16 protein-coding genes, 1 tRNA gene and 1 pseudogene are annotated in these 22,818 nt (G+C 39.2%); 7 read left to right on the top strand and 11 right to left on the bottom strand.

The genetic code is table 11. From position 1 onward, the window contains the following. Window positions 1-41: 41 nt before the first annotated feature. Complete coding sequence (locus tag ACHWSC_RS20180) at window positions 42-926, top strand: ABC transporter ATP-binding protein (protein ID WP_075993939.1); 885 nt, start codon at window positions 42-44, stop codon at window positions 924-926. Beyond that, a complete protein-coding gene (locus tag ACHWSC_RS20175) occupies window positions 919-4,563 on the top strand; it encodes a M1 family aminopeptidase (protein WP_394677946.1) in 3,645 nt (1,214 codons plus the stop codon). The genes ACHWSC_RS20180 and ACHWSC_RS20175 overlap by 8 nt, the downstream gene beginning before the upstream one ends. A 179-nt stretch (window positions 4,564-4,742) precedes the next feature. On the opposite strand, the gene ACHWSC_RS20170 is transcribed toward ACHWSC_RS20175, so the two are convergent. Genes ACHWSC_RS20170 through ACHWSC_RS20145 form a run of 6 tightly spaced genes read right to left on the bottom strand, consistent with a single transcriptional unit; the run spans window position 4,743 to window position 12,797 of the window. Next, window positions 4,743-5,882 carry a cytochrome-c peroxidase gene (locus tag ACHWSC_RS20170; protein ID WP_394677945.1) on the bottom strand — a complete coding sequence of 380 codons (1,140 nt, stop codon included), beginning with the start codon at window positions 5,880-5,882 and terminating at the stop codon, window positions 4,743-4,745. Between the two features lie 8 nt (window positions 5,883-5,890). After that, on the bottom strand, window positions 5,891-6,544 hold the full coding sequence (locus ACHWSC_RS20165) for a hypothetical protein (protein WP_201669479.1): 654 nt from the start codon (window positions 6,542-6,544) through the stop codon (window positions 5,891-5,893). A gap of 34 nt (window positions 6,545-6,578) precedes the next feature. After that, window positions 6,579-7,958: a RagB/SusD family nutrient uptake outer membrane protein gene (locus tag ACHWSC_RS20160; RefSeq protein WP_394677944.1), complete on the bottom strand. Its 1,380-nt coding sequence runs from the start codon at window positions 7,956-7,958 to the stop codon at window positions 6,579-6,581. A gap of 19 nt (window positions 7,959-7,977) precedes the next feature. Continuing rightward, window positions 7,978-11,187 carry a SusC/RagA family TonB-linked outer membrane protein gene (locus ACHWSC_RS20155; RefSeq protein WP_394677943.1) on the bottom strand — a complete coding sequence of 1,070 codons (3,210 nt, stop codon included), beginning with the start codon at window positions 11,185-11,187 and terminating at the stop codon, window positions 7,978-7,980. A 25-nt stretch (window positions 11,188-11,212) separates the two neighbouring features. Further along, window positions 11,213-12,229, bottom strand: a complete 1,017-nt coding sequence (locus ACHWSC_RS20150; RefSeq protein WP_394677942.1) for a FecR family protein — start codon at window positions 12,227-12,229, stop codon at window positions 11,213-11,215. Between the two features lie 49 nt (window positions 12,230-12,278). Then, window positions 12,279-12,797, bottom strand: coding sequence for an RNA polymerase sigma factor (locus ACHWSC_RS20145; RefSeq protein WP_182983514.1), 519 nt, complete (start codon window positions 12,795-12,797; stop codon window positions 12,279-12,281). Window positions 12,798-13,514: 717 nt separating this feature from the next. Between ACHWSC_RS20145 and ACHWSC_RS20140 the strand changes: the two genes are divergently transcribed. Further along, on the top strand, window positions 13,515-15,539 hold the full coding sequence (locus ACHWSC_RS20140) for a glycoside hydrolase domain-containing protein (protein ID WP_394677941.1): 2,025 nt from the start codon (window positions 13,515-13,517) through the stop codon (window positions 15,537-15,539). A 216-nt stretch (window positions 15,540-15,755) separates the two neighbouring features. Here ACHWSC_RS20140 and ACHWSC_RS20135 read toward each other — a convergent pair whose 3' ends face one another. Next, window positions 15,756-16,652, bottom strand: a complete 897-nt coding sequence (locus ACHWSC_RS20135) for a helix-turn-helix domain-containing protein (RefSeq protein WP_394677940.1) — start codon at window positions 16,650-16,652, stop codon at window positions 15,756-15,758. A gap of 126 nt (window positions 16,653-16,778) precedes the next feature. On the opposite strand from ACHWSC_RS20135, the gene aroE reads away from it, so the two are divergent. Next, window positions 16,779-17,639, top strand: coding sequence for a shikimate dehydrogenase (aroE, locus tag ACHWSC_RS20130; protein WP_394677939.1), 861 nt, complete (start codon window positions 16,779-16,781; stop codon window positions 17,637-17,639). 640 nt (window positions 17,640-18,279) lie between these two features. On the opposite strand, the gene ACHWSC_RS20125 is transcribed toward aroE, so the two are convergent. Then, window positions 18,280-18,346 (bottom strand) — tRNA-Met (locus ACHWSC_RS20125). A gap of 56 nt (window positions 18,347-18,402) precedes the next feature. Between ACHWSC_RS20125 and ACHWSC_RS20120 the strand changes: the two genes are divergently transcribed. Both ACHWSC_RS20120 and ACHWSC_RS20115 read left to right on the top strand, forming a co-directional pair. Next, window positions 18,403-19,836, top strand: coding sequence for a tyrosine-type recombinase/integrase (locus ACHWSC_RS20120; RefSeq protein WP_394677938.1), 1,434 nt, complete (start codon window positions 18,403-18,405; stop codon window positions 19,834-19,836). Window positions 19,837-19,841: 5 nt separating this feature from the next. Further along, window positions 19,842-20,432 carry a hypothetical protein gene (locus tag ACHWSC_RS20115; RefSeq protein WP_394677937.1) on the top strand — a complete coding sequence of 197 codons (591 nt, stop codon included), beginning with the start codon at window positions 19,842-19,844 and terminating at the stop codon, window positions 20,430-20,432. Window positions 20,433-20,586: 154 nt separating this feature from the next. On the opposite strand, the gene ACHWSC_RS20110 is transcribed toward ACHWSC_RS20115, so the two are convergent. Then, window positions 20,587-21,123 (bottom strand): hypothetical protein, encoded by a 537-nt coding sequence (locus ACHWSC_RS20110; RefSeq protein WP_394677936.1) that lies wholly within the window; start codon window positions 21,121-21,123, stop codon window positions 20,587-20,589. A 77-nt stretch (window positions 21,124-21,200) separates the two neighbouring features. Here ACHWSC_RS20110 and ACHWSC_RS20105 point away from each other — a divergent pair, with 77 nt between their 5' ends. After that, entirely contained in the window at window positions 21,201-21,362 is a 162-nt protein-coding gene (locus tag ACHWSC_RS20105; protein WP_394677935.1) for a JAB domain-containing protein, read from the top strand. A 259-nt stretch (window positions 21,363-21,621) separates the two neighbouring features. On the opposite strand, the gene ACHWSC_RS20100 is transcribed toward ACHWSC_RS20105, so the two are convergent. Then, the gene (locus ACHWSC_RS20100; RefSeq protein ID WP_394677934.1) at window positions 21,622-22,152 is read right to left on the bottom strand and encodes a hypothetical protein; all 531 of its coding nucleotides are present in this window, start codon (window positions 22,150-22,152) and stop codon (window positions 21,622-21,624) included. Continuing rightward, window positions 22,097-22,818: pseudogene (locus tag ACHWSC_RS20095) on the bottom strand (hypothetical protein); the annotation flags it as partial. The gene ACHWSC_RS20100 and the pseudogene ACHWSC_RS20095, both read right to left, overlap by 56 nt.

The following is a 22,818-nucleotide window of genomic DNA, read 5'->3' as shown; positions in this document are numbered from 1 at the left end:
GTTTTGGTATACTAACATATTATTAACAGTTAAAATAAATTATGAATTTATCCATAGAGACCCTTAGTAAGACCTATTCTAATGGAGTAAAAGCTTTAGATGGCGTAAACTTAGAAATTAAGCCCGGGATGTTTGGTTTACTTGGACCAAATGGTGCTGGCAAGTCTTCTTTAATGCGGACAATTGCTACGCTTCAAAAACCCGACAGTGGCCGTATTACTTTTGGTGATATCGATGTACTCAAAAATCAGCTCGATTTGCGGAAAGTTTTGGGTTATTTGCCACAGGAATTTGGTGTTTATCCCAATCTCTCTGCATCAGATCTGCTGCAATATTTTGCAAAGCTTAAAGGAATTAAATCGAAAGCCGATCGGGATGCCATTATCAATCGTGTTCTTGAGGTAACCAATCTTTGGGACGTGCGAAATAAAAGCGTAAGTGGTTACTCGGGCGGGATGAAGCAACGTTTTGGTATTGCGCAATTGTTGCTGAATGATCCCAAGTTAATCATTGTAGATGAACCGACTGCAGGGCTTGACCCAGCGGAAAGACATCGTTTTTTGAACGTTCTTCGGGAAATAGGTACAGATCATACCGTCATTTTTTCTACGCATATTGTGGATGATGTGCGTGAACTGTGTCATGAGTTGGCCATTCTGAACGGGGGAAAGATTCTTTTGAGAGGCACTCCTAAAGAATCCATCGATCAATTGGATGGTAAGATCTGGGTACGTATCATCAGTCGGGATCAACTGGATGAGTATACACAAAAATATAACGTTATTTCAACCAATTACAATCAGGACAACACACTCAATATTCGGGTGTACAGCGATGTGCGTCCCGATGAATCATTTGTGAACGCTCAAGGCCAATTGGAGGATGTCTATTTTGTAGCGCTAAAAAATGATCAACGCCATGTTTAAAGCCATCTTTCATTTTGAGTTTGCGCGTTGGTTTAAGAGTTCTGCCGTCTACATCTATATGGCACTCTTCTTTGCGCTTTCGCTGTTTATTATGTTGTCTTCACTCGGCATCTTCGACGGTATAACAGCAACGACCTCATCCAATACCATTATGAATTCTCCTTGGGCGATTAATGGCATGGTTAATGGCATGTCGACTATTATTTATTTTTTGATACCGTCCATTGTTGGAGCCTGCGTCTACCGGGATTTTCAATACCAGGTGCATACAATACTTTTCAGTTACCCTTTCTCAAAAACGGACTATCTACTTGGTAAATTCTTTGGATCAGTAGCTGTTGTATTGGTTATTGTACTTGCTTCAACCTTGGGTATTATCGTCGCACAATTTGTGCCGGGTATCAATCAATCCTTATTGGGACCAATTCATGTTTGGGCATATTTACAGACCTATCTTGTACAGGTTATCCCAAATCTCATTATTTTTAGTGCAATTATCTTTGTGCTGGTGACATTGACACGAAACGTATACGTTGGTTTTGTCGCGGTGTTGATCCTTATTATTCTTCAGGTGCTGGTTCAGAATCTGGCGAACAATATGGATAATCGTTTTGTGGGGGCATTGATAGATCCTTTTGGGGATAGTGCCATCTCATACTATACCCAATACTGGTCTCCAGATGAGAAGAATGTCAATAATCTTCCCTTTACCGGAGCTGTTATTTATAACCGGTTAATATGGCTCGCTGTCGCAGCCTTATTCATTGGCGGATTTTATATGTTGTTTTCTTTTTCACAACATTCGATTTCCTTTAAATCATCGAAAAAAGGATCCCGTTTAACCAAAAATAACTTTGATAGTATCTTCAAAATCAATCTACCTAAAGTAAACTATGATTTTTCGACCTTTCATTATTTGAAAACGACTTGGACAATGGCACGGTACGACTATCGCTATATCGTCAAAAATCCGGTGTTTTTAATATTGACTTTGGTAGGGGTATTGTTCATCATCTTGATGGCAAGCACCATTGGCTCGATATTCGGAACGTCAACCTATCCGGTGACCTGGAAAATGCTGATGATACCGGGGACTACATTTAAGTTTTTCCTGCTGATCCTGACGTTTCTTTTTACAGGACTTCTTGTTCACCGTGGAAGCATTACGCGGATGGGGGGATTGTTAGATACAACAGCGACGCCCAACTGGGCTTTTATGGGATCGAAAATTATCGCAATTCTTTTGATGCAATTGACTTTGCTGGCCGTTGTGATTGCGACCTGCATGGGGTTTCAGATGTACCATCATTATTATAATTTTGAAATTGGACAATATGTGATGCATCTGATGGTGTATGGTATGTTGTCAAATTTGGTATGGCTATTTATTTCACTTTTTGTACATACGCTTTTCAAAAATTACCTGGCTGGATTTTTTGTGTTATTGACCCTCTTTATTGGATTACCCTTTTTATCCATGGTCGGTGTAGAACAGGAGATCTATCAGTTTAATCAGGGACCGGATCTGGATTACTCGGATATGGATGGATTCGGCTATGTTCTTCCGTTTTTAACGTATCGGGTTTATTGGCTGCTTTTTGCGGTGTTTTTTGCTGTCATCGCCCTGCTGTTATGGCGAAGAGGTGGTTTTTCGGGAGTTAGGGAGCGTTGGGGTATTTTTAAGGCGAATTTGGGACCGGTAACAACAGCGCTGCTCATTTTTGCCTTTGCGGGCTTTATTGGCATCGGTGCTGCAATATATTACGAAAACCACATTAAAAATCCATATTATACCAGTTTAGATCATGAAAAACAAGCTGTAGAATGGGAAAAGAAATATAAGAAATACCAGTACAGGCCGCAGCCCCGTGTCGTGGATATTAAGTTTAATCTGGATATTTTTCCCGATACGCGAAGTTTTAAAGCGCATGCGGACTATGTATTGAAAAACAAGACCAATACGCCTATTGATTCTATTTTTGTCAATTACAATAATTACGATTATACATTTTCTTTAAGTGTACCAAATAAATTGATCTCTGCCGACGATAAATATAATTTCAATATTTATAAACTCGAGAAGCCGATGGCTCCGGGCGATTCTATTGTGTTGAAATTTAGTACTGTTAGTCCGGCCAATACCTGGATAAATGAAAAGTCGCCTGTGAAGGGCAATGGTACGTTTATCAACAATATGCTGTTTCCGAATATAGGCTATCTTGACCGTGGCGAGTTGGTAGACAATGATGTCCGCAAAAAGTATGGACTTCCGTATCGCGATAGAATGGCTGCGCAGACTGACAAAAGGGCCCTGCAGAATAACTATATATCCAACGATGCCGATTGGATCCGTTTTGAAGCTACGGTAAGTACGGCCAAGAATCAGTTGGCTATTGCTCCGGGTTATCTCACAAAACAATGGGAGAAAGATGGTCGTAAGTACTATCAATATAAAATGGATTCGGAAATCCTGAACTTTTTTGCATTTAATTCGGCCGAATATGAAGTCAAAAAAGATAAGTGGAACGGGGTAAATTTGGAGATTTATTACCATAAAGGACATACTTATAACCTCGATCGGATGATGGCTTCCAGCAAGGCTTCTTTGGCTTACTATACGAAAGAATACAGTGCTTACCCGCATCGACAATTGCGTATTATTGAATTTCCGCGCACAGCGGGAACTTTCGCACAGTCCTTTGCAAATACAATTCCTTTTTCCGAAGCGATCGGTTTTATTGCTGATGTCAATGAGAAGAAGGAAGATGCGGTCGATTATCCCTACGCGGTAACAGCCCATGAGATTGCACATCAGTGGTGGGCACATCAAGTGGTAGGAGCCAATGTGCAGGGGGCTACATTGATGTCCGAAAGTATGTCTGAATATTCATCGCTCAAGGTTTTGGAAAAAAGATATGGTAAAGGGCAGATGCGTAAGTTTCTCAAAGATGCGCTCGATGGCTATTTGCAAGGACGAAGTGCCGAAAAACTAGGTGAAAAGCCGTTGATGTATAATGAAAATCAAATGTACATCCATTACCAAAAGGGATCCCTGGTGCTTTATGCCTTGAGCGATTATCTGGGCGAGGATCTTTTTAACAGGACAGCCCAATCTTATTTACAACGTACAGCGTTTCAAAACCCACCGTATACAACTTCATCTGAGTTTGTGGATAGTTTTAGACAGGCTACTCCTGACTCATTACGTTACCTGATTAAAGATATGTTTGAAACGATCACCTTGTATAACAATAAAATAGAAAAAGTAAGTTCTAAAAAACTTAAGGATGGTAAATACCAGGTTGATATCCAATTTGAAGTGTCCAAGTACCGCGTAGATGGCAATGGGAAAAAGAGCTACAATGACGAAGGTGGACAGCCGTTGTCCTTTAAGAAATCAGATCGTGTGACCCTGAAATCATTGCCATTGGCAGACTATATTGAGGTTGGTATTTTCTCAGATAAGAAAAGCAAAGACGGGAATAAACGTCAGGAGCTTTATTTAAAAAAGCATAAAATCGATCGAATCAACAATACGATGACGCTAATTGTTGATCAAAAACCCGAACAGGTAGGTATAGATCCTTACAATAAATTGATCGATATTGAATCGGACGATAATCGAAAGGAAATATAAGGAGAGCCCGGTAAAAAAAATCCCCATCATGCGATGGGGATTTTTTTATGGCTTTGTGCTGCCTTCGTTTTTTACGCTGTTCATTTAAAGCGATAAGCACATGTTATTTTAAGAAGACTAGGTTGACACCTTATTTATCTTCGTATTAATGCTGGATTTCTCTTTTTATTTATTTTGGTTTATTCGGGCAATTTTGGCATCGCTATACGTTGTTGTGTACTGCTACTGATAGCCCCTAGAAATTTAAGCACAGCATTAATTTCTTCATTTGTGAGGTTCAGCTTTTTCAGCTTCGCCGAATGAATGGGTTTGGTTTTAGGATCTATCGTAACGCTACGCTGTATCGGCTCAGGATTACCGAGATTATAAAGTTGTACGACGTCCAGTAATGTTGGAAAATTACCATGGTGCATCCAAGGTCCTGTAAGGGTGATTTCCCGTAAAGAGGGCGTTCGAAATGCACCTATATCTTCCTGCTTGCCACTGATATGGTAATGTCCAAAGTCCTGCTGCCTGGTACCATACAATGTTTGACCATCATTATGGAACTGATTATCTGAAAATAACGGTGTATTGTGGCAGTTGATGCAGCGTGCTTTAGTCCGAAAAAGATGAAGCCCCCAGACCTCGTCATCCGTCATGGCATCTTTATTTCCTTTAATAAAGCGGTCAAATTTGCTATTGTAGCTACGAATACCGCGCTCAAAAGTTGCAATAGCCTGTTGAATACGCGAGATACTTATCGTACTGTCTCCAAAGGCTGATTTGAACAAAGGCCTGTAACCAGCTATTGCCTGAATATGACGTACAGCTACTTCCGGAGCGGTGTTCATCTCAACGCTATCGGTCAATGGGAATAATACCTGGGCTTCCAAGGAGGGAGATCGTCCATCCCAAAAGAAAGTATGGTAGTATCCAACATTATACAAGGTCATTGCATTTCGCTTTCCTACCCGTCGATTGTGCCCATTTGCTAAGCTTTTGCCGTCGCCCCAGCCCAGTTGCGGATCGTGGCAGCTTGCGCAGGCCAGCTGTTTGGTAGCAGAAAGTCTGGGATCGAAAAACAATAATTTTCCCAGCGCTGACTTTTCCTTGGAAAAGGGATTGTTCAAAGGGTATTCTACATCGGGCAGTGATCCGATATCCACAAAATTTGTTTTTACATCATCATCTAGGTGGGGAGTCGGCCATTGCCTGCTGTCGCCGGAAGCATACAGTCTGCGCCATAGCGCAATATCAGGAATATCCTGATCCTGCACAAAAGCCAGCAAGATCAGGACGACTCCCAATAAACCAAATACAAGTACTCTTCGTATCATTCGTTGTTTTATAGTTCTAACGCTTTGGTACTCAATTTGTATTTACGGGTTACCTTATTTGCTCCTCCGATCGCAGACTCGTTAAAATTCACTTCCAAGTCGATTACACCTTCATTTAGATCATAGGTTCCCGAGCCACTGATACCAACCTCAAAGAACTCCATATCTTTCCGTTCTTCTGCGGATTCGGTTTTCTTATAGATTTTTACCTGTTGTTCTTTTACAGTCACTTTACCAATTTTATTATTATTCTCATCTGGTAGAAATTGCAATACCTGATCGACATTTATACCCGCCGTTTTGATATTTGTTGAGCCGATTTTATCGCTGTAAAGCGTGACCATCTGGAAAAGGTTTACCCCGCTATCTGTCACAAAAGGATTGGTAAAGCCCATATAGGTTGGGTCTGTTGAAGATACCGTTGGGTAGTGGGACCGGATACGTTTGCCCCATGTTTGTGTGACATCATCGAAGCGATAGATATAGAGTTCGAAATAAGCATCTGTACTGGTAAATGCAGCTACGGCATTATTATCTGGTTTAGGGACATACTCGGGCTCAGGAGTCACGGTACTGTCCTTGCTACAGGACATGGTAAAAAATAAGATGCTGAAAATAGTGACGAGCTTGGATAACTTAAGGATTGCTTTTAAACTGTTCATGTGTTGTTTTATTAATTTGTGTTTTATTGAGTGATTAATAGCCGGGATTCTGTCTCATCAGTGAATTGGAGAGTACAGACTGTTGTGGAATAGGCAGTACCATATGATCATTTGGATAAGTGACATTACAGTTTGCACCAGTACAGTCATTGCGCATAACGGATTGACCTCTACGCATCAGATCTAGGTATAAGAAGCCTTCAAGACAGAGCTCACGACGACGTTCGTCAAGGATCTCCTTGATTAGCAGGTCTTTTGTGTTGAAAAGATAAGCGCCGAGCTGCGGATTCCCGCGTAGTCTGATGACATTTAGGTCTGAAACAGCTTCATTAGCATAGCCAAGTTCAGCTGCCGCTTCGGCATGAATCAAATATATTTCCGAAAGACGGATCAACTTGATGCTTGTTACTGCAGTTTGTAGAGTTGGATATTTAAATATTCCACCCTGAGCACGCACATCATTTTGCCCATACAAACGGAGTAGATCCTGGCTTGGTCCAAACTGATAATAGGAGTTGCCTGAATCATTGACATAATAACTACCGATTGAGTTACTGGAATAATTGCTCGGTACAGCCAATTCGAATATAGATTCTTTGGTGTTGGCCTGTTTCCAACTGTCGATATACTCAGCATTGGTATATAGCGAATAGTTCGCTTTGAGCAGTTCGGCACTTAGCTGGTAAGCTTTTTCCCAGTTGTTGCGATTTAATGCTAACCGGGCTTGGAGTGCTTTACTTGCCTGTAAGCTCATATATATTTTGGCATTGCCTTCAAATACAGCTTTGCTATTGGCAAATAAAGAATCAGCGAGGGACAAATCAGCCTGTATAAATTGATATACATCTGCCACTGTAGAGCGTGCAATCTGTGCCTCATTGGGTACAATTGTCGTTTTGGCCAATATGATGCCCGGATGTGAAGCATCTTCGGTGTAACGATAAGGCTGGGCATATAACTGCACAAGATCGAAATGAACCAATGCCCGCAGACCATAGGCCTGGGCCATTACGTTATTACGTTCGAGTTCACTGACATTCTGCATCGCTGGGACACGCTTTATGATATTATTGATCGCATTGAGTAGCGTATACTGATAGCTGTATAGACTGTTCATCGAACCATTTTCGGCATCTGTTTCAAAGGAATAAACATCCGAAAGTGTTGTTTTGCTCGCTACGGTAAACGTTAAGTTTCCGCCAAGCAGATCTGGGTAAACCATACGCAAGCCATTGTAATAAGTTGACTGAAATAGGTCTTCGTAAACTCCCGCCAAAGCCGACTTAGCACCCTGCATATCTGAAAAAAGCAGGTCGACCGATACTTTGTTTTCCGGTTCTTTATCTAAAAATTTTGAACAGCCCGTTGTGCCCAAAGTGACAAGAAAAGCAATACTTAGCGTCTTTATGTTCATAGCTCAAATTATTAAAGGATTAAAGTGTGGTGCGTAGGCCAATCGAAAAATTACGTGTCTCGGGATAGACAAACCTATACTCGCGGATACCGTTTCTGCCAGCGGGGCTTTTGTCTTTGAACCAGTAAAGTACATTTGTAACATTGAAGCTCAAAGCTGTCTGCCCTATGCCGATGCGCTTGGTCAATCGATCTGCCAGGCGATAGCTTAAGGATACGTTGCTCAACTTGAGATAAGTCATGCTGTACAAATAGCGGGAGGAATTGTTGAGTGGTGAGCTTGAATTAAGTTTGGGGATTGCAGTGATATCGCCCGCATTCTGCCAACGATCCAGTAGATTGACCGACATATTGGAGTTTGCTAGATTATTGCCATCCCGTAAATAGGTTGTCGATACAAACTTGTTGCCACCAAGATTATACTGTATATTGAAGGTGAACTGAAAACCCTTCCAGCCCAGGTTGTTGATGATACTTCCTTGAAAATCAGGCATCGAATTGCCTAGTAATTGGTAAGCGTTCTGACCCATTGCCCGTATTTCAGTCCGATTTAACAGCTCTCCATCAGGGGTATAGAATTGTTCCACTCCGGTGCTTGGATCTACACCGCCCCATTTGATACCCCAGAGCGAAGTTGAACTGTATCCCACACGCTGACCTATACCTACATTATCGGAGGAGTTTGCTGCATATTGTTCAATGAGTGGATTATTAAAGGAGGTCACCTTATTTCTATTCCAACCACCGATAAGGGTACTGTTCCAGGTTACCTTAGACTGTTTAAGCCATTGATAGGCAATGCTTAAATCGAGCCCTTGATTGTACATATTGCCCGAATTGACTGGCATTTTGCCATATCCTGTTTCTAATGGCACACTGATGTCTGTAATGAGATTGCGGATATTATTCCGGTAAAGGTCCAATACAAGACGTAATCTATTGAAGGCATTCAAGTCAAAACCGAAGTTGAATTTGATATTCGTTTCCCAACCTAGATCTGGATTTTCGGCAGCGGAAGAAGAGGGAGTTGCACTCATTTGTCCACCATAGGTCACGTTGTTTAATTCATAAAGCCCTCTGGAAGCATATGATCCAATCCGCGAATTCCCTGTGGTTCCGAAGCTGGCTCGAAGACGTAAGAAATCAATTGCTGCAACGGGTTGCATGAATTTTTCGTTGCTGATATTCCAGCCTAATCCAAGCGCTCCATTGAGTGCGACCTGTTTGTCGCCACCAAACATGGACGACTGATCTGCACGGCCACTCAGAGAAGCATAAAATCGCTTGTCATAGTCGTAATTCATTTGTACATAGTTGGATACTGTCGCATCCGAAATTTTAGAGGAAGACGACTGTGTCGAACTTGCGAGGCCGAGTGAGATGACCCTATCGTAAGTAAAGCCGGTACCTTGGCCCACTAATAATTTGCTGTATTGATCTTTTAGTTCTATCCCTGCAATACCAACAAAACGATGCCCGTTTTGCCATTTTGGGCTATAGGTTAGCTGTAACATGGAGGTCCAGCTGTACGTCGTGCGATCGTTGATGCGGAGGCGCCCATCTTTAGCTGTGGAAGCACCGGCTATGCCTGAAAGAAAAGTTTCCTGCTTGGATTGCAGCATATTCCCGCCGATAGCTCCGCGCAGGCTTAAAAAGGGTAACAGTGCATATTGCAGTTCAATCCGTGCAGTCCCTGTAAAAGCCAAGGCTTTATCTGTATTTTCAGCCAGCGCTGCGACAGGATTCACGAGCCCTAAGAAGGTACTGTAAGTTCCGTCTTCCTTGTAGGGATTTATATTGGGAGGCATGTAAGCAGCATTTGCAAATTGGTCGAGCCCCTCACGCTGCATCAGTGTCGGCGATATAGTCGTGGTCATTTGCAGTTTATCACTAAACTGATTGTAATAACGCATGGAGCTTGTGTATTGCTTCAGTCCATTTCCCGGACTGGCATTTTGTTGATTGCGGTAGCCCATAGAGAGGTAATACGTATCGTTACCTTTTCCGCCCGAAAGTGATAGATTTACATTATCATAGCGTGCATTGCGTGAAGTCAGTCCAAACCAATCTGTATCAATGGTATTGCTGCCCGCCAGACGCGTTGCTTCGCTCTCGGTTTTGCCCGTATTGATATGGAACTCCCGTAGTAGCTCATAGTATTGCGGCCCGGAGAGCAATTTCATTCGATTGATAAATGTGGATACACCGGTATTGTATGACGCTGTCAACTGCGGTTTGCCGCTCCGCCCAGACTTGGTGGTGATTAAAATCACACCGTTTGCTGCATTAGCACCATAGATTGCGGTTGCGGCAGCATCCTTAAGTACCGAAATGGATTCAATATCTAACGGATTGATTCCTGCAATTGGGTTCAGCAATGTTTCGCCATTAAAAAGCGAACTGGCGTCGCCAATCTCCTGTTCTTGGACAACGACACCATCCACCACGTACAAAGGCTGCGATGAGGTTGATCGTCCAGTATTGCTTGTCAGGTTTGTCAATGTTCCCTGTCCTCGGATATGGAGCTTAACGGATGTGCCCAAGGAAGTGCTGGGTTCGACATATAATCCCGGTACCAATCCTTCCAACATCTTATCGACACTCTCTATAGGGCGATCGGCCTGTAAATCCTTTGCGCTGACGGTATAGACACTTCCGATCATCTCTTCGCGCAGTTTAGGCGCTTCGTAAGTACTGCTGACGAATACTTCTTCAAGCTGTTGATCTAAAGGTGACAGATTGATCTGCTGTACAGCGGTATCCACCTTGAAGTCGTAATTCTGATAACCTAAGTAACGTACGCCTATTCCCTCGCCGCGATTTTGGGCTGCTGTCAGTATGCGATATCGCCCTAAACTATCGGTGAAATAGGTTTTGTTTTCTTTGCGTAGCATAATAGTCGCACCGGCCATAGGCAAGCCTGTTTTGGCATCTTTCACTACACCTCTTAATTGTATGGGTTTTGGCGCCTTGCTGACGGCTATCAGATTTGAATGTTTAATCCGCTGAAAGCGCAACTGAAGCGTTGAAGCAAGTCTCGACAAATACGTATCGATATTCTCTTTTGCCGTGGGAAGTGGAACACGTCGCTGCAGTCCGATGGATGCATCGTAGGAAAAATGTACAGCATGTTGCTGCGTCAGTAATTGAAAAGCAGTTTCCAAACTCCCTTGGTTGGAAGCATGTTGAGCTGAAACAGCGCCAGCGAATAATAGAAAAAAAGTATTCAATAAACAGGTTCGTCTTACTGTTTTTTTAATAAAGCACATAGGTATCTGTTGCTATTTTTTTTGATGACAATTCTTTTGAAAAACAAATCGCGGCGAGTGCGGTCTCAACAGGCAGCTTCTCAAAATGCCCGCTATACCGCCATCGTGCATTTGGTTTGCTGAGAGAGATGTGGACACCATAATATTGCTCCATTTTTCGCGCGACTTCAGCAAAAGAAGCATTTTGAAAATGCAAAATACCTTCTGCAAAATTATTGATCTGTGTTGGTGTAAATTTATCGAGATGGATCTCCTGATTTGTGACATACCCCTGTTGTCCTGGACTGAGTAGGGCTTGTTTGTTGTTTAAGTGGTTGGTTAGTTTAATTTTTCCAGAAAACAAACTGACTCTGGTATTTTTAGTGTCAGCTTGTTCTACCAAAAACTGTGTTCCCAATACTGTTACCAAGGTATTGCCTGTTTTTACAGCAAATGTGCGATCAGGCTTTTTTGCAATGTTAAAGCGTGCATCGCCATCTAGTAGGACATACATTGTATCCTTACGGAAATGTTTGGGGTATTTTAGTGTGCTACCACCCATCAACGTAATCTGGCTGCCATCAGTTAGATTGACTTTAACCATTTTGCCATTTTGGGCGACGACACTGAGCCATTGTTCAGCGGAAACTGTATTTACAGCTAAAGTACGCTGAGGTGAGTCTTTGTAGAAAAACTGACGGAATGTAAATGTTCCTATGAGTAGGATTGATGCTGCGGCGATCCAGCGCCATCTCGTTGTCAGTCTTCGAGTTTTTGTAGGCACTTTGCTTTCGAGTGTCGCAAATAGTTTGTCTTTTTCAACTTGATATTCCGTTTCGGTGATATGCATTTTTAGGGTATCGAGCATCTTTCGCGCGTCTGCAACAAGATCCAATTTATCCGGATTTTCTGCGATCCATGTATCCCAAAAATGAATTTCCTGTTTATTTGCGGTTCCATTATGATAAGACACAAAACTCTCGTCACTGAGCAAATCAACGCTGTCGTTATAAATTTTTTTCATGTATATATGAAGGTAGAGGGAGCAATTCCGTTTTTTTACCGGATTATTTTTATTTTTTTTCTTTTAAAATCTTAACAGATTCATATACAATATTATAGATTGTACGCTGACTATTGCCTGTTTTGGAAGCGATCTGTTCATAGGACATATTTTGAAAAAACCTAAGGTCAATCACCTGTCTTTGTTTAGGTGTGAGGGATTCCAATGCTTTTGATAGACGCGCAGTGGTTTCGTTTACGGTTTCCTGTTGTATGAGTAAAGCTTCATGTGAAGGTGTATTATCATTGGGCTGATAATTTCCTGAATTTAATTTTTCATTCAATACGCGATGGTCATTCAGGACACGGCGTAGCCATGTCATTAAATAAGACTTGATATTATCAACATCGGGCAGACGGTCACGTTTTTCCCATAGTTCTAAGAAAAGATGTTGTATACCGTCTTTTACGGATTCGCGCGAATACCCCAACATAACGCCATAAGCGAAAAGCTCTCGATATACTAAGTCATATAAGGATTCAAAAGCTTCAGAAGAACCTTTTAATGTAGCTGTCCAATGTTGTTTCATGGTAAGAATAGCGCAAATCTACATTTTTATTTAGAATAATTACAAATAAGATTCTCGTTTGTGTTTTTTTGAATAAATATTTCTAGAAAAATGAAGGAATAGATTGGCATCTGCTATATGATTTGGCCTGTTTATTTCGTCAGATTTTTTGTACTGTTCTTAAATTTTTGGCATATAGATGGCTATTTTTTTGCTTTAGCAATCGTAAGGTGTGGTTACTTTTTTGTTCTGGGCTCCCACCTGGGTTCGAACCAGGGCCCAAAAGATTATGAGCCTTTTCTTCTGTACCTCATTACTAATTGGAAGAGCTTGGACGCTGCTTTGATAACGTAGTTAGTCGAATATTTTTTACTTATCAAAATTTAGCTCCGTTACACTATCTTTACAAAATTTGTGATAAAAATTGTCTCCTCCGATTTTAGGTTTACATTCTGAACTTTGTATATGGAAAATAATTAATGGAATTAACAGTAGTTTAATATTGGGTTTACCTTGTGTAGGTTAATTTTGGAAGATGAAAGGTCGGTTTTCTGAAGTAAAATAGATCTAATGATTTGCTAAATCGAAATGAGTATTCTCGAAGAATTAATAAATAAAAAACATCAGGCGCTGAAAAAAATAGTTGTTTGCTATGGCCAAGAACTGTATAGGTTAGCTTTTCGTATCGTGAAAAATCAGTTTGCGCCCTTTATACATATGAAAAATAATAGACTATATATGAAAAAATTACTGCTGTCTTTGATGCTCTGTTATGCTACAATTGCTGGAGCGCAGACCGATCGTGTAAACGTCTTCTTGGGATCTTCTGGCGACCACGGCCAGCTTTCACCAGCGGCTTCTTCTCCTTTCCATCAATTGAGCATTGTGCCTTATACTAATCCGGGAACGCATACGGGCTATGAGCATCTTGCCAAGGAAATTAAAGGCTTTACACACAATCGCCTTGAGGGAGTAGGTTGTATGGGCAGTGGTGGACTGATCCTTATTAGACCATTTATAAAAAATGATATAAAGCCGCTGAATAAAATTGACGAGCATGCCCAACCTGGGTATTATGCTTTAAAAACCGCAGAGGGTATTCAAGTTGAAGTGGCTGTGAATAATGATTTTGGTCGTGAACAATATACTTTTCCCGTGGGTAGAAAAGGTCTTTTTATTGATTTTGGGCATGCTTTCAATGGCGCTTTTGTTGACAATGAATTTACACAGGAGGGTAATCTGCTATTCGGTAAAGTACGTGCAAAAACGACCTGCCATGTGGGAACATATACCATTTATTATGCGCTGGAAATTCCTACAGCGAGCGGATGGCGAAAGGAGGGGAACAAAATCTGGGTAGACCTGAAGGAGGAAAGCCTTATAGCAGATGTCAATATTGCATTTTCGGCTGTGGATCAACAGGACGCAAGAAAGACACTTGCAGAATATGATAAGCTAGATTTTTCAACGGTAAAAAAACGTGCAGCTGATCGTTGGAAAACTGCCCTGTCGGTACTGCAGGTAAAGGGCGATTCGGATAAGGTAGATTTATTCTATTCCTTGCTCTACCGCAGTTTACAATCTCCTTTTGTTATCAGCGATGAGCAGGGAAATTTTAGGGGGACAGACGGGAAAATACATCGTTCCAAAGAAACACGTTATCATGGATGGGCAATTTGGGACAATTATAAAACACAACTACCGCTTTTGGAGCTGATAGATACTGAAATGTATCAGGGCGTTGTCTCCTCGATTGCAGACCTGTACCGTTATGGGAAATTTGACTTTGCAGGAGCTCATGAACCAGCAAATTCGGTCCGGACAGAACATGCCGCTGTCGTTCTTTTGGATGCGGTCAAGAAAGGATATCGGGTCGATATTGATGGAATAAAAGATTCGTTAATATACGATACCCTTCGCTATGATTTTAAGAAACCGGACAAGTACCTTGAAGCATGTTATGATATGTGGGCAATGTCCAAGCTTTTTCCGCAGAACAGCAAAACCTATCTGGAGCGAGCAAAATCATATCAGGCAATTTGGAATAAAGATTTTAAAGATCTGACCAAACGGGATGTCGACCGTATGTCGGCACGGGATATGTATCAGGGAACAATTAGGCAATATCGTTGGAATGTACCTTTTGATGTTATGGGATTAAGAAAGCTAGCAGGTGGTGAAGAAAATTTTACACAGCAACTGGATGAGTTTTATGACGGTTATTATTTCAATAGGGCGAATGAACCGGATATGCAATCGCTGACCTTATATAATGCGAGTAAGACCCCTTGGCGCTATCAGGAGTGGATACATCGAATTGCATTGGACACCATCATACAATATTACTTTAATGACAACAGCCGTGGAATCGGAGCACATATCGACCGGATCTATAAAAATGAGCCTAAAGCCTTCGTAAGAACCATGGACGACGATGCTGGTGCTATGTCGAGCTGGTGGGTGCTTTCTGCGATCGGATTGCAACAACCTTTGGTCGGGGAACCTATTTTTAATATCAGCGTGCCATTTTTTGATCAAATCAGATTGGAAAATAAAGGGAATCCACTGACCATTGAGGTGCCGAATCGAAGCGACAAAACGCGTTATATCAAATCGATTAAGTTGAATGGAAGGGATTTGAAGAGGTTATGGATCACACATGAAGAGCTTAGAAAGGGAGGAACGCTGCAGATTGAATCGTCGGAAATACCAACCGATTATGGAAGGGATGATCCTTGGATAAGTCACATGGACAACAATTAAACATGATTTGATCAGAGATTGTAGACTAAATTGGCGTTTTTTACTACTTGGAGATTTAAAAGTACTGGCCAAAGAGATTGGAAAATCGATGAGCAGTTAATTCGCTCCTGAATGGAATGGCTTCATACTAAAATAATTCAGTTACAAAATTTGCGATAAAAACCACGAAACTCAATAGTTGTTAATATCAAAGTACGATTGATCAGAGAGTCAGAGTTATTTGGATACTCTTATTTGAGGTATTGAATATGCGATTGGGGAGATAAGTTCTGTATTTTCAAGGTGTATATTTCTATATACTTTTGGGGTCAGACCTTTATGGTTTTTAAAAAATTTGTTTAAATGGCTTTCATCGGTAAAACCAAATTCATATACGATCTGCGATAGTGAAACGGTCGGAACAGTTAATCGAGTTTGAATTAAGTTTATGCGGTATTCGTTGACATAATTTCGATAACTTATACCAAACTTTTTTTTGAAATAATCACTGAAATAACTATTCGCAATAGAGAAGTGAGTGGCGATGTTTTTAATCTGAATAATTGACGGTTGGTAGATATGTTGATGTATGAAGGAAATGAGCTCTTCTTTACCGGGCTGACCATTGTCAATTCTTATATGAAGTTTAGCAGCAGCTTCGCTAATTAAGACTAAGATAGATCGTATCTGATAAAATATGAGCGCTGAACGAGAGATATCCTTCGAAAATTTGTACAATACTATATTCTCAATAATATTTCGAAGTATAGCATTGGAAGGTTCATCTATTTTTAATTTCACTTCCTTTAATAACTTATTCTTCATTATTCGGACAGGTTCATATAAATTGAAATTATCTACTGTATGCTGTGAGTGTTCTGATAGATATGCGTCTGTGAACTTTATAAATGTGAAGTGAGTACTTTTGTTTATCTCAAAATAATGTTCGTCTTCTGGACTTATTATAAACAGATCTCCTTCCCCATATTGAAACCTATTATTGTTCAGTAAATGAATGCCACTACCTTTGTGGATATAAACCAGTTCATAATAAGTATGGCTATGAAGGGGTAAATGAAAAATCTTTTCTTCATAATCATGAATAACGAGTTGATCAAACTGTATTTTCTTCATTTTAAAAAGTGCTTACGATAAAAATACAAAAAATACCTTTAAATATACCTGGGCGTGGCGCCGGTAATATGCAATCTTTGTAATAGAAGATTTATCATTTTGTATCAATTACTTTATTTCACATTTATGCAAGATAACATTGATTTTTTGCCTTTTATTACGGGCTCTTTTGCCAAACCAGCTTCTGAGAATCCAACTGTAATGATGATTGAGGCAGCTTATAGATATCACAGTATCAACGCTCGTTATCTGAATTGCGAGGTTGAGCCTATACATCTGGCAGATGCTATCAAAGGTGCAAAAGCCATGGGATGGATTGGTTTCAATTGTTCTATTCCACACAAAATAGCTGTCGTTCCATATCTTGATGAATTAGGAGACTCTGCACGATTGATAGGTGCGGTTAATACTGTAGTTAGAAGGGGGGACCTTTGGATAGGTGAGAATACAGATGGAAAAGGATTTTTAAAAGCGCTGGAAATGATTGAAGATCCTAAGGACAAGTGTATTACAATATTTGGTGCTGGAGGAGCTGCTCGCGCAATTGCAGTTGAATTGGCGTTAGCGGGAGCCCATACAATTATTATTGTAAATAGGGACAAATCTAAAGGGGAAGAACTTGCCGATCTGATAAATAGTAATACTAAAACCAACGCGTTATTTAACTGTTGGGAAGGAAGGTATAAGATAGAATTATCAACGAATATTTTGATCAATGCAACTAGTGTAGGGCTGTTTCCCAATGTGGATCAAAAACTCGATATTGAATTTGATCTTATCGGAAAGGAGATGATTATCGCAGATGCTATACCCAATCCCCCAGATACTCATTTTATAAGAACCGCTCGAGAAAAGGGATGTAGAGTTTTAAATGGTCTTGGTATGCTCGTTAATCAAGGCAGAATAGCAATTAAATATTGGATGGATATGGACGTCGAGCCTTCTGTTATGCATTCAGCGTTGGCCAATGTTTTAAAAATACACTAATGATCAAATTTAAACGTGTAGATCATATACTCATAAGTGTTCCTTTAGGCGGGCTAGCTTCAGCGCAAAGGTTTTATGCTGAGATATTGCGTTTGAATCAAATCCTTGGTAATCATCCAAGGGGGGCTATTTGGTTTGAAATCGGAGATATCCAGCTTCATATTCGTGAAGAAAAGTACCATCAAACAAATTCTGATATACATCCTGCGTTTGAAGTTTTCGACTTATCCCATGCTAAATTATTTTTGAAGAATCAGAATATAATCGTAAAATACTCGTCCAAGATAGATGGTCGAGAACGATGTTTTTTTCGAGATCCATTCGGAAATAGGTTTGAATTGATCGAATATCTAAGATGCTAATATAGTGTAGACTTTACATAAAAGGTATTATCTCCACGTCGTAGGTACCATCTGATTTCTTGTGGTGTTCATAAACTTTTGCGTTGACGGTTGCTATAATTTTTTCTTTAGCATGTGAAAAATCCCGTTAGATATCTTTTTACGTGAAGTTCAATAAAAAACTATGCAAAATAGGCCGAAGTAGAGTGATTCTCTTAGGCTGTTACATCGTCTGAAAACGATGCGTAGAAACGCAAAAAAGTCGCTTTTCTATATAGAAAAGCGACTTTTTTGTTCTGTGCTCCCACCTGGGCTCGAACCAGGGACCAAAAGATTATGAGTCTTCTACTCTAACCGACTGGTCGCTTGTAAATCAGTGATTTATCTAGATATTCTTTGTGTTGCGCCAAAAATGCGCCAAAATGGAATATTATGATTTAAAAGTTTGCACCACCGATGATTTGAATCACAGGTCTTATGTCCTCGTCAAGTTTAATGGTAAAAGGATCAAGGAGTACAGCGGAAAAGCCATAGGGCTGGATCTAATGCCTAATTCAGCCAGAACTTTAAAGGAAAAAAAATCGCTCCTTCTCAAACTAAGTAATGAGCTGTCAAAGGCGATTGAAGTCGGAAATTATCGTAATCAGAAGGAGAGTTCCGAAGCTATTCTGACTGTCCAGTTTGCTTTCGAGGAAGCATTGAATAGTAAAAAGAATTCCAGCTTAAATAAGTTATACAAGCGGAACTTACAGCGGGTGTTTGATGATCTTTTTGAATTTCTATCAGATGACTTGAAACGTTTACCAATTCAGTCTCTTCAGTTGAGAACGATTCAAAATTTCTTGAATACATATCATACATCAAATACATATTATATGGATAAGCGAAGGGATCTTGGTGTATTATTTTCCCAGATTAATACCTTATTTGATTTAAATATTGATCTGATTAGGAAGACAGACAGGAGAAAAGGTAAATTAAAATTACATCAAATTTATGAAGAGAAACAGTTGCATCAAGTTTTGAATTTTCTGTCATTAAATCATCGCAATCTCTATATATGTTGTTTATTGAGCTATGGATGCTTTTTACGCCCTCATATTGAAATACGGAATCTTAAAGGAAAGCACTTTAAAAATGATTGTACAGAAATTCATCTGTCGGGCGATGAGAATAAAAGCGGACGAATAAGGGTGACATTCATACCTCCATACGTCCGGAAGGCAATTTTTGAAAGAGTTAAGGGACTCAAGCCTAATGAAAATTTGTTCACATTGAATAGTACCGTTTATAATGATGACTATTTTAGTAAAGCTTGGACGAGAATTGCCAAGAAAATGCGTGATGCAGGTATTCTTTTTGAGAACCAAACGATCTACTCATTTCGTCATACAGCTTCTGTAAATGTCTACAAGAAGACAAAAGATCTTCATATACTCCAACAACTGTTAGGTCATTCCGATATGATTGTAACGCTTAAATACCTTCGGGGCTTAGGTGTTCATAGCCTAAATGTATCAATCCAATATTTAGATGGCAATATTTCTCAATTAAAATCAAGTTATGATGTCACACAAAAATTTATGCCAACTTATAATTCAAAGGAAGAAAGAGTTCCTTATTCAGAATCAATATTTAATGCATTTGATGAATGGGGAGTAACTGCAATGATAGAAGATGCTGTTTTATATGAGCAGGGCTATTTCGGAAATAAGATAAAGAATCAGATCACAGGAGTAACAACTGGCTATGGCGGGAATAATTCTTATTCATACACCAAAGATGGCGAAGGAAAAATTATCAATGCGAAAGCTGGAAACTCAGTAACTGCATATACATACACTTGTTCTCAATAATATACATGGATACTTTTAGCTTTTCAGAGATTATTTCTAATATTGATTTTAAGGAACTACATTGGATTTCAATTGTTGCTATTATAATAGGAATTCTTTTAATTCGGAATTCTTTTTCACTTTTCAATGAAAATCAAAGCTTTGGAGGCTTGATTAGTTTATTTGTTGGATTGATATTTTTAAGTATCGTATTTTATTTTCGGTACGAAAGATCGGAGAACTTATTATTAATAAAAGCCAACCGAAAAAAGGAATTGATAGAACAGCAGAAAGCAAAAGAAAGACTTGAAGAAATTGAGAAAGAAAAACAAGACTGCAATATCGAAATGGCTTATCTTAAGGCTTTTGAATTCTTAGAAAGAAAACAGCTTCCTATAATAGAACTCATTTCGAGTAATTTCCTAGATAATTTACGTTGCGAAGTTGTATATGTTTTCCGCGTGAAGAAAATGGTCTATAATGGTCATGCTTATGTACAGGGCGATAAAATGTATCATGCCACATTGACACTTGGTAAATTTTCAGGAACGTACGAATTTATTGACGGAGATCTCTATGACCCAATAACAAAAACAGTACAACAAATATTAAAGTAAGTTACATTAGAATCAGATCCTACATCTACCTTTATAATTCTTCCTACATCTAACTAAAAATCCCACTCACTTGAAACTTGGAGGGTTTCGTGAGTGGGATTAATTAAAAGCTGTTTTCAATTAAATAACGGGATTAAACATCGTTATTCATCTGTTAATATTTAGAGAAATCTATTTCATAATTTAACGATATAGACGACAATTGTTTATGTTTATCTTGAGTACTAGATAAAGTGGCTATGTAATTGTTGACGAGCTCCCGATCAATTTTTGCTATATCTTCTAGTGTCAATACTGTATTACCTTTTGTATCAAAAGTAATATAATAAACTTCTCCTGTAGGTTTTAAAGTGAAACTTAATCCTAAAATTTCGGTGTTTTGTTTTAGTTGCTGAACTTTTTGAGAACCTAAAAGACTTATTACTCGATTTTTCCAAACATCTCCATTGGTGATCTTTGCCCTAATAATGTCCATAGGAAATCCATCGATATCTTTCCATGCCGGAATATTTGGTTTCTCATTCCTCCAAATTCCATACGATTTATCATAAACGGATGGTTTTGATACATAGTACTTTATGTTGTTTACTGTATAAGCCCCCTGACGAATTGGAGTCTGAGCAGAAGAATAACAGCCTATCAACATACACAGTACCAAAAGAAGAAAATAAACTGACTTATAATTTTTCATAACTAATCTTTATTTGCAATTTACAGAACCATTAAATAATTTTTTGAGTGCTTCAGGACCAAGAGATTCAATAACATTTGATTTTGCTGTATAACCAGTGTGACCAACCTAGCTTGAATGATCTAGCGCTCACCACTAAAGCACTAGAAGCAGGAAATTGTTTAGACATACAAGTTTGCGGTCACTTAATTCTAATTCCTGATGGATATTTCAGCTTTTCAGATGAGGGCCTAATTTAATAACGAATATGAAATATCATCGTTATCCATACTCTAGCTTCAAGGAAATGGGTATGTCAATTGTAATGGAAATAATCAGATACATTCTGCTATTTCTAGTTTCTGCTATGTTTATTTCTATACCAATAACCTGTATATAGATGATACTGAAAACTCCGAAGCAAAATTTCTAAAACTTACTTACTCAAAAAGTAAATATAATCATCCCACTCACTTAAAACTTGGAGGTTTCGTGAGTAGGATTGATTCCAAGCATTTATTAACGTTTTCGATTTGCTCTTTCAACTTCCTTTCTCAGTTTTTTCTGGTCCTGTTTTGGGCCTATTTCTTCTATATATACTAACTGTTTTGGCAATTTCATTTCCAAATAATAATCTTTATAATTTGCACCTATTCGAACATAATTAAAAGTCATATTCGTAAGAAGCGAATGGATTTCAATTGTTCCAAAGAAACCTTCTGTATTGAATTTCTTAGAAAATTCACCATTTTTGTCTGCGACTAAATTAGCAACAGTGTCTTTTCCATTCTTAAGAAATAAAATATTTGCATTCGGAATCTTCTCGTTCCCATCACAAAATCTTATCTTGCCATGCACAGTTGGAGGAATTTTCCCATCCGTATATCCTTTACCTCTTTGAGTAAAACTACTGCAGTTTTTTCGATCTATTTCAGTAAAGTCATCAAAATTCCTTTGCGTTGAACAACTTACCATTGTTAAAAATAATAGGATCTTAACAACCCAAGCGAACTCCTTTTTGTGTAACACCTTTGTCTCTTCTAGTATCATATTGTTCGGACATTATTCTATCTGTAATTCGAGATTTATCTATATCAGAAAGACTTTTAAACGCATCTGTGTCTAACAGCCCCTTCCAAGCTATATCGTCATATATCTGTTTATCTAAATGATAACCTTTTAATTCTCCATAATTTTTAATGGAGGCAGCGAGATCTGTAATAAAATCTTTAGCAATTTTCTCGTGCTGAACGCCATTTGAGAAGGCTTTCTCTTTAGAATATTTCTCAAATAATTCAGGATATGTCATTGTTGCTGCAACTGGATCATTATCATAAAATGCATATAGATAGGCATGTATTGATTCATGCAACATCGTAGCACCAATTGCCAAATCTGATACATTACCGATAACTAATGGGTTGGTATTTAAACCTATGATCATATCACCATTATTATCTGGGGTGGTTACCGCGAATTTCATCGGATCACTTAAATTTTGCGTAATAAATTTAAGCTTATAACCAGGCACATATCCTGCAAACTTTTTTATCATATCAGCTACAGAGTTTCCATTAAGCATTTTAAGTGTATCCAGTACACCTTTCATACAATCTGGCAGGTTAGTGTCATCGATTGATTCATTAAATACATCAATTGCAAGTTGTTCATAATCTACATCATCGACAACAATAGGAGGGGTATTATTACTGCCAC

It is taken from the genome of uncultured Sphingobacterium sp. (assembly GCF_964277905.1).
GTDB classification, from domain to species: Bacteria; Bacteroidota; Bacteroidia; order Sphingobacteriales; family Sphingobacteriaceae; genus Sphingobacterium; species Sphingobacterium siyangense.
This window is presented reverse-complemented; position numbering and strand designations above follow the sequence as displayed.

Bases quoted from the DNA above. Each gene is read 5' to 3' on its own strand.
- ACHWSC_RS20175 (WP_394677946.1), top strand. From the start codon at position 919: ATGTTTAAAGCCATCTTTCATTTTGAGTTTGCGCGTTGGTTTAAGAGT.
- ACHWSC_RS20140 (WP_394677941.1), top strand. From the start codon at position 13,515: ATGAAAAAATTACTGCTGTCTTTGATGCTCTGTTATGCTACAATTGCT.
- ACHWSC_RS20170 (WP_394677945.1), bottom strand. From the start codon at position 5,882: ATGATACGAAGAGTACTTGTATTTGGTTTATTGGGAGTCGTCCTGATC.
- aroE (WP_394677939.1), top strand. From the start codon at position 16,779: ATGCAAGATAACATTGATTTTTTGCCTTTTATTACGGGCTCTTTTGCC.
- ACHWSC_RS20115 (WP_394677937.1), top strand. From the start codon at position 19,842: ATGGATACTTTTAGCTTTTCAGAGATTATTTCTAATATTGATTTTAAG.
- ACHWSC_RS20180 (WP_075993939.1), top strand. From the start codon at position 42: ATGAATTTATCCATAGAGACCCTTAGTAAGACCTATTCTAATGGAGTA.
- ACHWSC_RS20160 (WP_394677944.1), bottom strand. From the start codon at position 7,958: ATGAACATAAAGACGCTAAGTATTGCTTTTCTTGTCACTTTGGGCACA.
- ACHWSC_RS20150 (WP_394677942.1), bottom strand. From the start codon at position 12,229: ATGAAAAAAATTTATAACGACAGCGTTGATTTGCTCAGTGACGAGAGT.
- ACHWSC_RS20100 (WP_394677934.1), bottom strand. From the start codon at position 22,152: ATGATACTAGAAGAGACAAAGGTGTTACACAAAAAGGAGTTCGCTTGG.
- ACHWSC_RS20120 (WP_394677938.1), top strand. From the start codon at position 18,403: ATGGAATATTATGATTTAAAAGTTTGCACCACCGATGATTTGAATCAC.
- ACHWSC_RS20110 (WP_394677936.1), bottom strand. From the start codon at position 21,123: ATGAAAAATTATAAGTCAGTTTATTTTCTTCTTTTGGTACTGTGTATG.
- ACHWSC_RS20165 (WP_201669479.1), bottom strand. From the start codon at position 6,544: ATGAACAGTTTAAAAGCAATCCTTAAGTTATCCAAGCTCGTCACTATT.
- ACHWSC_RS20135 (WP_394677940.1), bottom strand. From the start codon at position 16,652: ATGAAGAAAATACAGTTTGATCAACTCGTTATTCATGATTATGAAGAA.
- ACHWSC_RS20145 (WP_182983514.1), bottom strand. From the start codon at position 12,797: ATGAAACAACATTGGACAGCTACATTAAAAGGTTCTTCTGAAGCTTTT.